Here is a 15006-nt window from a genome sequence, read left to right as displayed (position 1 = left end):
ACATATATTCGTTTCCCATGTGCTTCGAATCAGCCTATGCTGAGCCACCGCAGAACGTAATGGTGGATGGGTCGAGGATCACTAGCCGTTGTCAGCATTCCGTTGCCATCGCTTCCCGGTCATCATAACCAGAAGTTGTGAAAATACCACTTGACGTTGTCGATTGATGACCATTATGCTTTGTTCAAGCATGCACATAATTTCTATCAAGACTTCATATTGCCATGAAGCAACAACCGTGTATCCGCTATCGTAACTCAGGCGAGGAGCGCAATGACTAGTAACGGCGCTACAACCACTAGTCGCACTGATCGTTTGCTGAACGCCAGTGCGTTACTCGAACGACTCAACGAACCGCAGACGGCTGCTGCCCTCCATCTCCTGCTCGACAAAGCTGAGCTTCTAGCTTTCTCGGTGAGCGCAGTTGATAGCCTGTTACAACGTGGTGAAACTATCGCCGACAATGTGGCCGCCAGTGTTCACGAGTTGCGCGCCGCTGATGACCATTATACTTTGTTCAAGCATGCACATAATTTCTATCAAGACTTCATATTGCCATGAAGCAACAACCGTGTATCCGCTATCGTAACTCAGGCGAGGAGCGCAATGACTAGTAACGGCGCTACAACCACTAGTCGCACTGATCGTTTGCTGAACGCCAGTGCGTTACTCGAACGACTCAACGAACCGCAGACGGCTGCTGCCCTCCATCTCCTGCTCGACAAAGCTGAGCTTCTAGCTTTCTCGGTGAGCGCAGTTGATAGCCTGTTACAACGTGGTGAAACTATCGCCGACAATGTGGCCGCCAGTGTTCACGAGTTGCGCGCCGCCTTGCCTGAAGATGGTGGTCATCTGACGACGCAGCTTATCCGATTGTCGCGCACGCTTCCCCAACTTACCGATACCGTCGAGCAGTTGGCTGCACTGACAGCACAACCTGCGTTTCAACGTCTTCTGACGACTCTGACCAAACCTGAAGTTCTGGCCGCACTCGAGCGCCTGCTGACTCACAGCGAGTTACTCTCCTTCTTGGTAAGCGCCCTCGATCACCTGTTGGCCCGTGGTGATGAGCTGACCGAAAATATCCGCAGTTCGATTGAAGAGATGCGGAACGTTATGGTAGCCCAGTCGGTGACGCCGACCCAACTTATCGATGCAATGGTTACCTTCTTGCCCTATTTCCCCCGGTTAGTCGCCGTGGCGCCGAACTTTATTGAGGTGATTGAGCGCATCGAACCATTTATTGCGTCCGAAGAATTCGATGCCCTCCTGGATTCGGGCGTGTTCGATCCAGAAACGGTGCGCCTGGTGGGCGAAGCAGGCGATGCCTTCGTTGCCAGTCGCAAAGAGTTACGGCAGTCGCCGAAAGCGGTAGGTGTGTTTGGATTGCTCAAGGCGCTCCGTAACCCCGATGTCCAACGCGCTGCTGCGCTGATTGTCGAATTCGGTCGTCGCTTTGGCCGTTCGCTGAAGTAAGTTCATGCACGAATTATCGATTGCATACAATATCGTCAATATTGCTACCAAAGCAGCTCAGGAAGCCGGTGCTGAACAGATCAGTGCTGTTCATGTACGTATCGGTGCGTTATCTGGTGTAGTTGCCGATGCCTTGCGCTTCAGTTTCGCTATTGCCGCCGAGGGTACCCCACTGGCGAACGCCGAACTGATAATCGAAGAGGTACCAGTCGTAGTTTTTTGTCCTAACTGTCGTACTGAAGTGACATTACCCAATCCGCGACTGTTTCGCTGTCCATCCTGTCATCGTCCTTGTGGGCAGATCGTTCATGGCCGTGAATTGGAACTGGTTGCTCTGGAGACGCTATGAGTTACGAAACAAAACGCTTAATCGAGATACGTCAGGGTGTGTTGAGCAAGAATGATCAGCTCGCTGCCGAGTTACGATCTCGCTTCCACGCTGCGGGTGTGACGGTGATCAATCTGCTTTCTAGTCCTGGCGCAGGTAAGACCAGTCTGCTTGAGGCGACGATGCGGGTGATGCTCGCCGAGTGTCGTGTTGCCGCCCTGGTCGGTGATCTCGCGACTGACAACGATGCCCGACGTTTGGCGCGCAGTGGTGGTCTGGTGCGTCAGATTCAGACCGGTGATATGTGTCATCTAGAAGCCGACATCGTGGCCCGTCATTTGGCCGACTGGGATCTCAGCCAGATCGATCTGTTGTTTATCGAGAATGTCGGTAATCTTGTCTGTCCTGCCGGTTACGACCTCGGTGAGGCGGCACGGGTGGTGTTGTTGTCAACTACCGAGGGTGAAGATAAACCCTTGAAATACCCGGCGACGTTTGCGACTGCTGATGCTGTGTTGTTGACCAAGATGGACCTGGCCGGGCCGGTTGGGTTTGATCGGGCAATGGCTGAGGAGAATATTCGGGCAGTTAACCCATTGGCGCCCATTATTGCTACCTCGGCCCGCAGTGAAGCCGGTTTGCAGGAGTGGATAGCGTGGTTGCGCGAACAGATGCAAGCGCGAGCCAAGGGTTCCAAGACGATTGCATAGCGTAACCGGATAGATAGGCGGCTTGTTGTTTTGATGAGGATGAAGGAGACGCATTCATGGCAACATTGCTCTGGCTACAGGGTGGCGCTTGTAGCGGCAACACGATGTCATTCCTCAATGCCGAGGAACCCAGTGCATGCGATCTGGTGACCGATTTTGGGATTGAGATTTTGTGGCATCCGTCGCTCGGTATGGAGTTGGGTGAGAACGCGAAGCGCATTTTTCACGATTGTGCCAGTGGTGCCCGTCCACTCGACATTTTTGTGTTTGAGGGTACCGTGATCCAGGCGCCAAACGGTACCGGACGCTACAATATGTTTGCCGACCGACCAATGCAAGAGTGGGTCCGCGAACTGGCGGCGCAGGCCAGTATTGTGGTTGCTATCGGTGATTGTGCGTGTTGGGGAGGTATTCCGGCTATGGCTCCCAACCCCAGCCAGTCAACCGGCCTGCAATTCCACAAGCGCGAGTTAGGCGGTTTCCTCGGCCCCAACTGGCGTTCTAAGGCCGGTTTGCCGGTGATTAACATCCCCGGTTGCCCGGCACATCCCGATTGGGTGACGCAGATTCTGGTTGCTGTCGCCAGTGGTCGGGCGGCCGATATTGCGCTCGATGAGTTGCAGCGACCACAGACCTTCTTTACCAGCTTCACCCAGACCGGCTGCACTCGCGTTCAGTTTTTTGAGTACAAGCAATCAACGCTCGAATTCGGTCAGGGCACGCGCACCGGCTGTCTCTTCTACGAATTTGGCTGTCGCGGCCCCATGACTCGTTCACCCTGTAATCGCATTCTCTGGAACCGCCAGTCGTCGAAGACTCGTGCCGGTATGCCGTGCACCGGCTGCACCGAACCCGAGTTTCCGTTCTTCGATCTGGCGCCTGGTACTGTGTTCAAGACGCAGAAGATTAGTGGGGCTATTCCGAAAGAAGTTCCAACCGGTACTGATCCGATCAGTTATATGGCACTGGCCGCAGCAGCCCGTGTAGCGGCACCCAAATGGGCTAAGGAAGATATGTTCGTCGTTTAGCAATGGGAGAAGCTGGCAATGGTTAATATTATCGAAAATCCGGCAACACTTACCGGTCGCGATCTGCGGATTAGCCCCCTTGGTCGCGTTGAGGGCGATCTCGACTTGCGGGTTACCATTCGCGATGGTGTTGTAACGAGTGCGTGGACCGAGGCCTCGATGTTTCGCGGCTTTGAGATTATTCTGAAGGGAAAAGACCCGCAAGCCGGTTTGATCGTGACGCCACGCATTTGTGGTATCTGCGGTGGGAGTCATTTAACCAAAGCGGCTTACGCTCTCGATACCGCCTGGCAAACCGAACTACCGCCAAATGCGACTCTCATTCGCAATATTGCACAGGCTTGTGAAACGTTGCAGAGTATTCCACGCTGGTTCTACGCCCTTTTTGCGATTGATTTGACGAACAAGAAATACGCCCATCTCCCCGAATACGATGAGGCGGTACGCCGTTTTGCTCCTTTCGTCGGCGTCAGCTACGAGCACGGGGTAACACTCTCGAATAAGCCGGTTGAGATTTACGCCATTTTTGGTGGGCAGTGGCCTCACTCGAGTTTTATGATCCCCGGTGGGGTGATGTGTGCACCGACGTTGGCCGATGTTACGCGCGCCATCGCTATTCTTGAGTATTGGAAAGATGAATGGCTCGAGAAGAAGTGGCTTGGCTGTTCGGTCGATCGCTGGCTGCAAAACAAGAGTTGGGCCGACGTGATGGAATGGATGCACGAAAACGAACGCCATTACAACTCAGACTGTGGCTTCTTCCTGCGCTTCGCGTTGGCCGCCGGTCTTGATAAGTATGGCGCTGGCTGGAATAACTATATTGCTACCGGTACCTATTTCCATCCCGAACGGTATGCGCGTCCGACCATTGAAGGGCGTAATGCGGCCCTCATTGCCCGGTCGGGGGTCTATGTTAATGGTCAGTTCTACGATTTCGACCAGGCCAATGTGCGTGAAGATGTGACCCATTCCTTCTATGAGGGTAGCCACGCTCTCCATCCGTTTGAAGGTCGAACCGAACCCATCGATCCGGCTGTGGGGCATCGTCAGGGTAAGTATTCGTGGGCAAAGGCACCGCGCTACCTGATCCCTGGCGTTGGCAGTCATCCGGTCGAGGCTGGTCCGCTGGCCCGTCAGGTGATTGCCGGTCGTCCGGGGGCTGCCGACTGGCAAGATTACGATCCGCTGTTCCTTGATGCAGTAACGACCGTTGGCCCAAGTGTGTTGGTGCGGGTGATGGCTCGCATGCACGAAGCACCCAAATATTACAAACTGGTTCGCAAGTGGCTTGATCAGATCAATCTGCACGAGAAGTTTTACATCAAACCGAAAGAGCTTCCCGAAGGACGTGGTTTCGGTTCAACAGAGGCTGCCCGTGGGAGCCTCTCGGACTGGATCGTGCTCAAAGACGGCAAGATTGAAAATTATCAGGTAGTGACGCCAACGGCCTGGAATATCGGGCCACGTGATGGCCGTGAAGTCAATGGGCCGATGGAGCAGGCGTTTATCGGCGCACCGATTGCCGATCCGAACGATCCGGTTGAACTCGGTCATGTAGCACGGAGCTACGACTCCTGTCTGGTCTGTACTGTTCACGCCTACGACGAAAAGACCGGCAAGGAGTTAGCACAGTTCCGCATTGGGGAAGGCGCGTAGCAGGGGCAAGCGCGCAAGGATGTCTGCACCGGTGTCTGATGGGATCATCGGTGCAGACGGAATGTATCTTGCTTGCCCTGAGCTGGAAATAGACGGTGTATGTCTGAACAGTTGCTCATTGTCGGTTGTGGGAACCTGCTACGCGGCGACGATGCCGTGGGACCGGTGTTGGTGCGGCGATTGCTTGAACTGGGCTTACCGCCCGGTGTTGGCGTCGCCGATGCCGGCACCAGCGGGATGGATGTTGCCTTTCGGATGCGAGGGGTGGAGATGGTGATCCTGGTTGATGCCGCTCGCACCGGTGCTGAAGCCGGAACGATTTACTCTGTACCTGGTTCGATCGTCGAACAATTGCCACCGCTCACCGGGATCAACCTGCATGCGTTTCGTTGGGATCACGCACTGGCGTTTGGGCGCTGGCTGCTCAAAGATGAATACCCACGTTCAATCCAGGTGTATCTGATTGAAGGGGTCAATTTCACAATTGGCGCCCCGCTTAGCCCCCCGGTCGCGGCTCGTATGGAGGACTTGGCCCACCATCTTCACCATAACCCATGGCAACCATATCCAGGCTATGCCAGAGTGGTTGATAACAGTAGTGATCATCATGGAAACGTGGCTGCTTGAGCTGACAGCACAGGGCTATCTTCATCTACCGGCGACGCTGGCCCAACGTTATTTTCCGACCGATCTCCTGGTCGTGTTGCCGCGTGGAGATGAGGTTTGGCTGGTTCCACTCTGTGGTCCAGCAGCCGGAGGCTTACTGCTCAAGCAACGTAATGCACGTGGTGATCGGAGTGTCTTAATTTGGGAAGCATTACCGCCCGATGTAGTGCCCGGTTGGCGGCGGGCAGTGTGGGATGCAACCAATGGCGTTCTGCGCATGACGTTACAGCCAGTTGCCGAGGAAATGGCATGAGCTATCTGACAATTCGTCCGCAACCGTTAGGAATTTTTGCTCTACCGGCCGGTTATCTTGTATTGCCGCCAACTGACGAACCCTGCGCTGCAACTGCGCTAGCTGCTTTGTTGCGCGGGGCAACCCCAACCGAGTGGCCAACTGCATGGCAGTTTTACGCTCATGCCCTGGCGGGTAATCTCTCGGTGGCTCTGGCCGCCTTGCCACCTTTTCCGCAACCGATTGCGGCGTACAATCGGTATGTCTTGACCGGCTCAGCCGATGCTGATCTGCTGCTGTACGTGCTGCTCGATGAGGAGTTGGCCTGTTTGTACGAGATTGCTGCCTTCACAATGGGCCATCGTCACGAGTTGCCATCACTCGCTGCGGCAACCGGTGAAATCCGGGCACTTGGCTTGATCACATACGCCGCTGCTGCTATCGAACGCGATGATCTGTCGGCTGCGGATCACTACTTTGCGGAAGCCATCACTGCGGCTCTGCCTGTTTCACCGCCGCTGGCTGGTCAGATATATATTAACCGGGCCGAGCTGGCTATCCAAACCGGTGGCGAATTGACGGCGATCACGGCGTGGTTGCAAAAAGCACTTGATCTCATTCCCGCCGATGGTCTTGTTGAAGTACGTGCCCGTGCCGCGATGCAATTGGGCCAGATTTTACAAGAGCGTGCCAATGGTCAACGCAGTTTGCTCCAGGCCGTCGTGCGCTGCTATCAAGAGGCGTTGCGTTTCTTCCAGCGAGAGACCCACCCGCTGGAATTTGCGTTTCTACAGAACAACCTGGCTCTGGCATACCTGGCAATGCCGATGACCGAGGCCGGTGATCGTCTACGCGGTGCGATTGCCGTACAGGCATTGCGGGCAGCGCTGAGTGTGTACGATCCACACCAGCATCCGCAGGAATGGATGAGTGTGCGCATGAATCTGGCGAATGCCCTGCAATATGTGCATTCAGCGCACCCTGCCGATCATCTTCTGGAAGCGGTTTCCATCTACGAAGACCTGTTATCACGACGTGACCCGGTAGCCGATCCGGCGGGCTATGCCCGGTTGCTGGCAAACCTGGGGAATGCACTCGCTCACCTTGGTATCTTCGCCGAAGCCCGCGCACGTCTGATGCAGGCTGCCACTCTTTTTGCGCAGATTGGTGATGAGGGAGCCGTGGCAACGATTCACGAACTGCTGGCAAACATCGATCACCATGAAGCAGTGGTGAACAACGCGAGAGATTGAGTTCACGGCTTGGATTGCGTGCGGCACATTCGCGAGTGAATTAGCGTGGGTTATCGAATGCTATGAACATATCTGCCCTGAGTGGTAGCAGAGACAGAGAAACCGTTTGCCAGACCTATGGAACTATACCAACGTCAACAATTTGATCTGCTTATAATGATGGCCGTTGATCGCTTTGTTGAGCGCATCGTCCAACGTTGTGCTGGCGCCGAGACTGCTCTGGCCCGCCTGCGTAGCGATCCGCAAGGTGAAGGGGTCTGGCTTGATCAATTTGTCGCCGCAATGTTTCAGGATTTTCTGCTCGATAATCATGCCGGTGCCTGTTTTGTTTTGCAAGCGGTTGCAGGGCGAACCCTCCCTGCGTTACCTGCCGGCAAAATCGAGGATACGCTACAGATCATGGCACGCCGTGCATTTGCCGACATACTTGTGATGCGCAGTGAAGAAGTGCTGGAGCGTATGATCAGTTACGGTGAATGAGAGAACGAGATAGCTATGACCCAATCGCACACTGTCGCCGATGAACTCGAATCAGTAGCTGCCCGTGTTGATGCAGCGGTAGCCGCCGTAGCCAAACTGAAACCGTCGGCCCAGGCCGTTGCACTTGAGTTGAAACAGGCTATTGAGGCATTTCATAAGCTGGCACTCACTACGATGGTGCGCCATCTGAAGCAAGACCCGCGCGGCAAAGAGTTGTTGCTGGAATTGGTTGCCGATCCGGCGGTGTATGCGCTGCTGATAATGCATGGGATCATGCGCGCCGATCCGCTCACTCGTGCTCGACGTGTGCTCGACAATGCCCGGCCTTATATGCAGTCACACGGTGGTGATGCCGAGTTAGTTGATGTCCGGGACGGTATTGCTTATCTGCGTCTGCATGGATCGTGCAACGGCTGCTCGCTATCGGCGTTTACGTTGCGTAAACACGTTGAAGAGGTGTTGCTACGCGAAGTACCAGAGATCATCCGGCTTGAGGTACTCTCCGATCAACCGGTGCCAGCGATATTACGATCAGATGCGCAGACGCCACCAGATGAGAGCAGAGGCTGGGTGCGTGGCCCGGCAGTGTCGGCTGTGCCGTCTGGGCAGATGATCAGTATTCCGACCGAGCGCGGTAGTGTTCTCATTGTCAATGTTGCCAATCGTCTGAGTGCTTTCCGCAATGCATGCGCCCATCAGGGTCGTCCGCTGGATGGTGGAATGCTCGATCCAGAACATGGCACACTCACCTGTCCGTGGCATGGCTTCTGTTTTGATGTCGCGAGCGGTGAATGCCTGACGGCGCCCCAGGCCCAGCTTGAACCATTTCCGTTGCGTGTCGTGGATGGCTTTATTTGGGTGCGACCACAATGAGCACGTTCCACCCTGTACGCTGGCTTGGTGCGCCAGCACCCGGTGGGCTGGCCCTACCGGCGGCGACGGCTACCCCAACCAATCTCTACGCACCACGCGGTGTGTATCTCGATCACGAACGATTGATCGTGGTAGATACCGGTAATCATCGCGTGTTAATCTGGCATGGTCTACCGGCAACCGATCATCAACCCGCCGATCTGGTACTCGGCCAGCCTGACTTCTATCACGAAGGACCACGGGCAGCCGGTCGTGGCCCAACCAATGGATTTCACGTACCTACCGGCGTAACGGTAGCCGCAGATCGACTATACCTTGCTGATGCCTGGCATCATCGTGTATTATGTTGGCATCGGATACCAGAACGGTCTGACACGCCGCCAGATAGTGTGATCGGTCAGGATTCGCTGTGTGACATCGAGCCAAACCGTGGCGGTGCGGTTGGCCCGACAACGCTCTACTGGCCGTATGGAGTAGCCTGGATCGCGGGGTGGTTTTACATTGCTGATACCGGTAATCGACGGGTCCTGGGATGGCAGGGTCTCCCGGAAGCTCATCAGCCGCCCGATCTGATCCTCGGCCAGGAAGATGGGTTTCAGAATGCTGAGAATCGTGGTGGCCACCTAACTGCTTGCAGCTTTCGCTGGCCGCACGCGATCGCTGGCGATGGCAAAACACTTTATGTCGCCGATGCCGGTAATCATCGTGTGCTGGGCTGGACACCGCCGCCAACCGATGACCGTCCTGCCGATCTGGTCTTGGGGCAGGCTGATATGCAGAGCGCCTTTGAACAACCGCACGTGCCACAGGGTGCGCAGCGCCTGCGTTTCCCTTATGCGGTGACCTGCTCAGCCGACCGATTGCTGGTTGCCGATACCGCAAACAATCGCATCTTGATTTGGCAACCGCTGCCACGGGTTGGTCTGGGTTTGTCGGCTAATGCCGTCTACGGTCAGCCTGATTTTGCCGCGAGCGGTGAAAATCGCTGGCAGGCTGTTGCGCCAGACTCACTCTGCTGGCCTTACGGTTTGTATGCGTTCGCGCAGTGGCTGGCCATTGCCGATTCGGGCAATAATCGTGTGATCGTTGCCCAGTATCGGCCATGATAGCCCGTATCTCACAGCCGAAGCGAAAGTTTTATCCGTCATCTGAAAGGAAAGATTGTATGTGTCTTGGCATACCCGGTCGCATTATTGAAATCTACGACAACGGCCTCACCCGCATGGGCAAGGTTGATTTCAACGGGATCGTCAAAGAGGTCTGTCTCGCTTACCTGCCCGAATTGCAGGTTGGCGATTACACCATTGTTCATGTCGGATTTGCCATCACCCGGCTTGATGAAGAGTCGGCTCGTGAGACGCTTGCCCTCTTCCAATCGCTCGGTGTGCTTGAAGAGGAACTCCAGCCCAACACGGAGGATCGCCATGAAATATCTTGATGAGTTTCGCGATCCCGAACTGGCCCGACGGATGTTCGACCAGATTCGCCGGATCACAACCCGATCCTGGGCGATTATGGAGGTTTGTGGCGGTCAAACCCACTCGATTATTCGCAATGGTATCGATCAACTCCTTCCGCCAGAGATCGAACTTATTCACGGTCCCGGCTGTCCGGTCTGTGTGACGCCACTGGAAATTATCGATAAGGCCTTAGCTATTGCGGCTCGACCTGAAGTCATCTTTTGTTCATTTGGCGATATGTTACGGGTTCCTGGTAGCCGCAAAGACCTCTTTCGCGTGAAGAGCGAAGGTGGTGATGTGCGCGTTGTCTATTCACCACTCGATGCAGTCAAACTTGCTCAGCAGCATCCCGACCGTGAAGTAGTTTTCTTTGCCATCGGCTTCGAGACCACTGCACCGGCCAACGCAATGGCAGTCTATCAGGCAGCCCGCCTCGGTCTCAAGAATTTCTCGATGCTGGTTTCGCACGTTCTGGTTCCTCCGGCCATTAGGGCTATCATGGAATCGCCCTCCAATCGTGTACAGGGTTTTCTAGCTGCCGGTCATGTGTGTAGTGTGATGGGTACTGCCGAGTACCAGCCGTTGGTTGAGAAATACCGCGTCCCGATTGTTGTTACCGGCTTCGAGCCACTCGACGTACTAGAGGGTATCCGACGAGTAATTCTGCAACTTGAACAGGGTAGAGCTGAACTTGAGAATGCGTATGAGCGAGCTGTGCGGCCTGAAGGAAACGTCGCTGCCAAACAGATGTTGGCCGATGTCTTTACCGTTACCGACCGCGCATGGCGCGGCATTGGTGTTATCCCGCGCAGTGGCTGGCGGTTGAGCGACCGTTACGCCGCATTTGATGCCGAGCGGCGGTTTGATGTAAGCAATATTCAGACCACCGAGTCGGTATTGTGTCGAAGCGGTGAGGTGTTGCAGGGACGCTTGAAACCGAATCAATGCCCAGCATTTGGGAAGGAATGCACGCCACGAACCCCGCTGGGGGCAACAATGGTTTCAAGCGAGGGCGCCTGTGCGGCTTACTATCAATACGGTCGCTTTATTCCGACTGCAAGCGTTGGGGTAAGCGGGTAAAATATTGGCGTGGCATCCGCGTGCTATCTGAGGTACATGGGATGCTGGCTCACGACAGGCGAAGAGTACTCTGTACGTTGGGGCACTTGTACCACTGCAAGTGCGTCTGAAAGATGCGCCTCTCGCCGGCGAGTGCAGCTCTTTGGCTCCACCTAATGACGTGATAGTAAGCGGGATGTCATCGGTATAGATCGCTATCCTGTAATATTAATACAAACGCTGGATACCACTATGAATGAACCGCTTGACTTTAGCAATTGGACCTGTCCGACGCCACTGCGTGACTACCCCACCGTTGTGATGGGGCACGGCGCTGGTGGTAAGCTGTCGTCCGAACTGATCAATTATCTCTTTCTGCCAGCTTTTGGCACGCCGCGCAGCCCACTAACCGATGCCGCTGTGACCGAAGTCGGCAACAGCCGAATCGCTATCTCGACTGACAGTTTCGTTGTTCGTCCGTTGTTCTTTCCAGGTGGGAATATTGGTGAACTGGCCGTGAACGGAACGATCAACGACATTGCGATGATGGGAGCACAGCCGATAGCCTTGACTGCCAGCTTTATTCTCGAAGAGGGGATGCCGCTCGACCAACTCGGTATTATTGCTGAGAGCATGGGACGCGCTGCCCGGCAAGCCGGTGTTCACCTGATTGCTGGTGATACGAAAGTGGTAGATCGTGGTCATGGAGATGGTGTCTACATTACTACCACCGGCTTTGGTTTAATCCCAACCGGTATCAACATTGGCCCCGATCAAGCCCGTCCTGGCGATGCCATTATCGTCAGTGGACCAATCGGGTTACACGGTGTAGCGACTCTGAGCGTGCGCGAAGGTATTGAATTTGGCGCACCGGTTGTTTCAGATACTGCTGCCCTCCACGAACTGGTTAGCGTTATGCTTGCCAGCGGCGCACGTATTCATGCGATGCGCGATCCAACACGTGGCGGAGTAGCCGCAGCTCTTAATGAGATTGCCCACGCTGCTGGTATTGGCGTTGAGATTGTTGAACGCGATATTCCGGTACCTCCTGCTGTACAGGCAGCCTGTGAATTGCTCGGTATGGATCCGCTGCACATCGCCAATGAAGGGAAATTGATTGTATTTGTAGAGCGAGCTGATGCTGAGCTGTTACTGACTACAATGCGTCATCATCCGCTAGGCCGTGAGGCATCGTTGATTGGTTACGCAACTGCCGACCATCCCGGAGTTGTTGTTGCTCGTACCGGTATTGGTGGTACTCGTGTCGTTGATACGTTGATCGGAGAACAGCTCCCGCGTATCTGCTAGAGCATCTTCGCAAACCAATGCTCTGCCCCGCGTCACGTGGTGATATTCCTTATCTTCCCTCAGCCTCCTCCTCTCCCTCACGTGGAGAGAAAGGAGAGCTGAGGCTAGATAAAATACCTTGCTTCTACCGGTGTACTGAGGGTAACGAAAACCAGGCTTCAGCGTAGCTGTCCTCCTGCCGCTTGATCGAGCATCCAGATAACTTGCCCCTGGGTTGGTCTGACCAGACGGGTAGGTTGTGCGAGCGGATCACCTGTTTCGGCCAGTGCTGCTGCCACCGCTGCCGCCTTATCGGCGCCGCTCACCACAAACAGCATCAATCGCGCTGTACTGAGGGCTGCCGGTGTCAAGCTCAGACGTAACGAGGGTGGCTTCGGTGCATCGGGTACGACAACTGTCAACGTATTAGCCGTGATGCGCGTCAGCGATGGATGATGCGGAAAGAGTGATGCGGTATGACCGTCTGGACCCATCCCCAACAACGCGACATCGATCTGACCGTCGTGCGCATCCAGTAATGCCCGTACCTGTTGTTGGTAGATCATTGCCGCCTGCTCGGGGTCGCGATAGTAGGTTGGTATTGGGAAGATGTGATCTGACTGTACCGGAACATGATCGAGGAACGTTTGACGGGTAGCGCGATAGTTGTTCTCGACATCATCGAATGGTACATACCGCTCATCGGCAAATACGATGCTCACGACCTGCCAGTCAATCTGTTCACGGAACGGCTGCCCGGCAAGCAACGGATAGAGACGTGTTGCCAGACTACCACCGGAAAGGGCAATCAATGCCCGCCCACGCTCATCGATTGCAGTACGGATGTGCCTGGCTGTTACAGCAGCGGCTGCCCGATAGAGATCATCGGTATGCTCGTATACCTGAATTGATGGTTGGTTCATAGCTGTTCCTCTCTTCCTACCTGGCATCCCCCGCTGGTGAGAGGAAGTGGCGATGTTACTTCTCCCTTGCCGCGTCATCACCAAGAATCACTACGATCTCAGCTTCACTACTGATCCCCACCGGACGACCGACGATTAATTCGGCATTGAGGAATTGGGCTAATCGACGGGCAGTGAAGGGTGTGTTCCCAACCTGATAGACAACCGTGTGCGGATAATTGCCTGGTGGTGCATCGGCGGGTGCAAGAACCGTAAAACCGTTTGTTTCGAGCTGCGCGCTGGTACGACGGGCCAGACCCACCACACCGGTGCCATTGAACACCTGTACATGGGCCTGTTCGTTCGCTTCACTCGGTGGAGTCAGCCAACGGTTAACTATGGCCGCAACATCGCCATCGTTCCAGATCAGGTTGGTACCGTTTGTCTGTACCGCCACACTCCTCGGTTCGATCCGGTAACGGCCAATCAGTGCCGGATCAAGACTCCCCGCCAGTCGTGCCATTGCCAGCAACGAATCGAACCGATCAAACGGCAACGTTGTCAGGATAGCCGGAGTCTCACCGGTTCTGGCGATGGCATCACGCAGGCGTGGCAAAAGCAGGATGCGCTCTACCCAGTTACGTTGCTGAATCTCATGCACGATAGCCTGTACGACTTGTTGCTGCCGTTCGGTGCGCCCAAAATCGTTGTCGGCGTGACGAGTACGGGCATAGATCAACGCCCGTTCGCCATCCATACGCTGCGGGCCAGGTTCAAACTCTACCCGCATCACCCCATAATCGGCAGTCGGGTAGTTTTCATCTACAATACGTCGTGGCACATCGATAGTGATGCCACCAAGCGCATCTATCAGCGCTGCGAAGCCATCAAAATCGATCTGTACCACATAATCGACCCGCATGCCGCGCTGTTCAAGGTTGAGAAAGCGGCTAACTACATCAGCAGCGTAAGCCATGCCTGCCTGTTCTGGACTAACCCCGGACCCATAGAGTTCAGCAGCGTGACGATACCCGTAAGCATAAGCGGCGTTGATTTTGCTCGCCCCAAGTGCAGGTATATCGACTTGCGTGTCGCGTGGAATTGACAGTAAGTTGATCCAGCCTTCCATACCGTCAAACCGCACGAGTAGCAGTGTATCACTGCGTATCCCTTCTTCCGGGCGATCACGGCGTATATCAACGCCTACCACCAGAATGTTGGCGCCCAGCCAGGGCGAGGCAAACGTTGCTCCACGTGGATCACTGACGACAATCTGCTGCGCCAGTTGCCGTACCTGCCAGTAGCTCAGACCAATCACCAGGATGATCAAGCCAACCAATCCTAACAATATCCAGCCGATTGGCCAGCGTCGTCGTTTAGGATTGGCGTGATGGGGCGACGAACGATTCAGGTGGCGCATCACTCGCGTCTCGCCAGTATAAGGAACACCACCAGAGGGTGAGGATATATTTCGCTGTGGTGTAGAGTTTGACATTCGGTTGCTCCTGCAACAACATTGATCGCTGAACCCATTGAATTGTATCATCACGATCATCAGAGGGGAGTATAATGCCTGTGCAACAATTGTCAATACAC

General features: G+C 55.0%; 17 protein-coding genes. 15 read left to right on the top strand and 2 right to left on the bottom strand.

Annotation, left to right across the window (positions count from 1 at the left end; all coding sequences use genetic code 11):
- Positions 1 to 273: 273 nt before the first annotated feature.
- The 15 genes from QTO31_RS12820 (at position 274) to hypE (ending at position 12529) form a co-directional block, all read left to right on the top strand.
- Positions 274 to 561 (top strand): hypothetical protein, encoded by a 288-nt coding sequence (locus QTO31_RS12820; protein ID WP_301429386.1) that lies wholly within the window; start codon positions 274 to 276, stop codon positions 559 to 561.
- A gap of 45 nt (positions 562 to 606) precedes the next feature.
- On the top strand, positions 607 to 1476 hold the full coding sequence (locus QTO31_RS12815; protein WP_301429384.1) for a DUF1641 domain-containing protein: 870 nt from the start codon (positions 607 to 609) through the stop codon (positions 1474 to 1476).
- Between the two features lie 4 nt (positions 1477 to 1480).
- The gene (gene hypA, locus QTO31_RS12810) at positions 1481 to 1825 is read left to right on the top strand and encodes a hydrogenase maturation nickel metallochaperone HypA (RefSeq protein ID WP_301429382.1); all 345 of its coding nucleotides are present in this window, start codon (positions 1481 to 1483) and stop codon (positions 1823 to 1825) included.
- A complete protein-coding gene (gene hypB / locus QTO31_RS12805; RefSeq protein ID WP_301429380.1) occupies positions 1822 to 2514 on the top strand; it encodes a hydrogenase nickel incorporation protein HypB in 693 nt (230 codons plus the stop codon). Before hypA ends, hypB begins: the two co-directional genes overlap by 4 nt.
- 56 nt (positions 2515 to 2570) lie before the next feature.
- Positions 2571 to 3542: a hydrogenase gene (locus tag QTO31_RS12800; protein ID WP_298819030.1), complete on the top strand. Its 972-nt coding sequence runs from the start codon at positions 2571 to 2573 to the stop codon at positions 3540 to 3542.
- 18 nt (positions 3543 to 3560) lie between these two features.
- Positions 3561 to 5198: a nickel-dependent hydrogenase large subunit gene (locus tag QTO31_RS12795; protein WP_301429379.1), complete on the top strand. Its 1638-nt coding sequence runs from the start codon at positions 3561 to 3563 to the stop codon at positions 5196 to 5198.
- A 99-nt stretch (positions 5199 to 5297) separates the two neighbouring features.
- Positions 5298 to 5825, top strand: a complete 528-nt coding sequence (locus tag QTO31_RS12790) for a hydrogenase maturation protease (RefSeq protein WP_031457893.1) — start codon at positions 5298 to 5300, stop codon at positions 5823 to 5825.
- Positions 5806 to 6117 (top strand): hydrogenase maturation protease, encoded by a 312-nt coding sequence (locus QTO31_RS12785; RefSeq protein ID WP_301429378.1) that lies wholly within the window; start codon positions 5806 to 5808, stop codon positions 6115 to 6117. Before QTO31_RS12790 ends, QTO31_RS12785 begins: the two co-directional genes overlap by 20 nt.
- Positions 6114 to 7349, top strand: a complete 1236-nt coding sequence (locus QTO31_RS12780; protein ID WP_031457891.1) for a hypothetical protein — start codon at positions 6114 to 6116, stop codon at positions 7347 to 7349. Before QTO31_RS12785 ends, QTO31_RS12780 begins: the two co-directional genes overlap by 4 nt.
- A gap of 117 nt (positions 7350 to 7466) precedes the next feature.
- A complete protein-coding gene (locus QTO31_RS12775; RefSeq protein WP_031457890.1) occupies positions 7467 to 7829 on the top strand; it encodes a hypothetical protein in 363 nt (120 codons plus the stop codon).
- 15 nt (positions 7830 to 7844) lie between these two features.
- Positions 7845 to 8702 (top strand): NifU family protein, encoded by an 858-nt coding sequence (locus QTO31_RS12770; protein ID WP_301429376.1) that lies wholly within the window; start codon positions 7845 to 7847, stop codon positions 8700 to 8702.
- Positions 8699 to 9808, top strand: coding sequence for an NHL repeat-containing protein (locus QTO31_RS12765; RefSeq protein WP_301429375.1), 1110 nt, complete (start codon positions 8699 to 8701; stop codon positions 9806 to 9808). Before QTO31_RS12770 ends, QTO31_RS12765 begins: the two co-directional genes overlap by 4 nt.
- Positions 9809 to 9867: 59 nt before the next feature.
- Positions 9868 to 10140: a HypC/HybG/HupF family hydrogenase formation chaperone gene (locus QTO31_RS12760; RefSeq protein ID WP_301429373.1), complete on the top strand. Its 273-nt coding sequence runs from the start codon at positions 9868 to 9870 to the stop codon at positions 10138 to 10140.
- On the top strand, positions 10127 to 11242 hold the full coding sequence (gene hypD / locus QTO31_RS12755; protein ID WP_301429372.1) for a hydrogenase formation protein HypD: 1116 nt from the start codon (positions 10127 to 10129) through the stop codon (positions 11240 to 11242). Before QTO31_RS12760 ends, hypD begins: the two co-directional genes overlap by 14 nt.
- Positions 11243 to 11473: 231 nt before the next feature.
- Entirely contained in the window at positions 11474 to 12529 is a 1056-nt protein-coding gene (gene hypE / locus QTO31_RS12750) for a hydrogenase expression/formation protein HypE (protein ID WP_301429371.1), read from the top strand.
- Between the two features lie 158 nt (positions 12530 to 12687).
- Here hypE and pgl read toward each other — a convergent pair whose 3' ends face one another.
- Positions 12688 to 13431, bottom strand: coding sequence for a 6-phosphogluconolactonase (pgl, locus tag QTO31_RS12745; RefSeq protein WP_031457884.1), 744 nt, complete (start codon positions 13429 to 13431; stop codon positions 12688 to 12690).
- A gap of 55 nt (positions 13432 to 13486) precedes the next feature.
- Positions 13487 to 14905 carry an LCP family protein gene (locus QTO31_RS12740; RefSeq protein WP_301429370.1) on the bottom strand — a complete coding sequence of 473 codons (1419 nt, stop codon included), beginning with the start codon at positions 14903 to 14905 and terminating at the stop codon, positions 13487 to 13489.
- Positions 14906 to 15006 lie beyond the last annotated feature (101 nt).

The sequence above is a fragment of the Chloroflexus sp. MS-CIW-1 genome (assembly GCF_030444705.1).
GTDB lineage: Bacteria > Chloroflexota > Chloroflexia > Chloroflexales > Chloroflexaceae > Chloroflexus.
The sequence above is the reverse complement of the archived record's forward strand: the minus strand, read 5'-3'. Positions and strand labels throughout refer to the sequence as shown.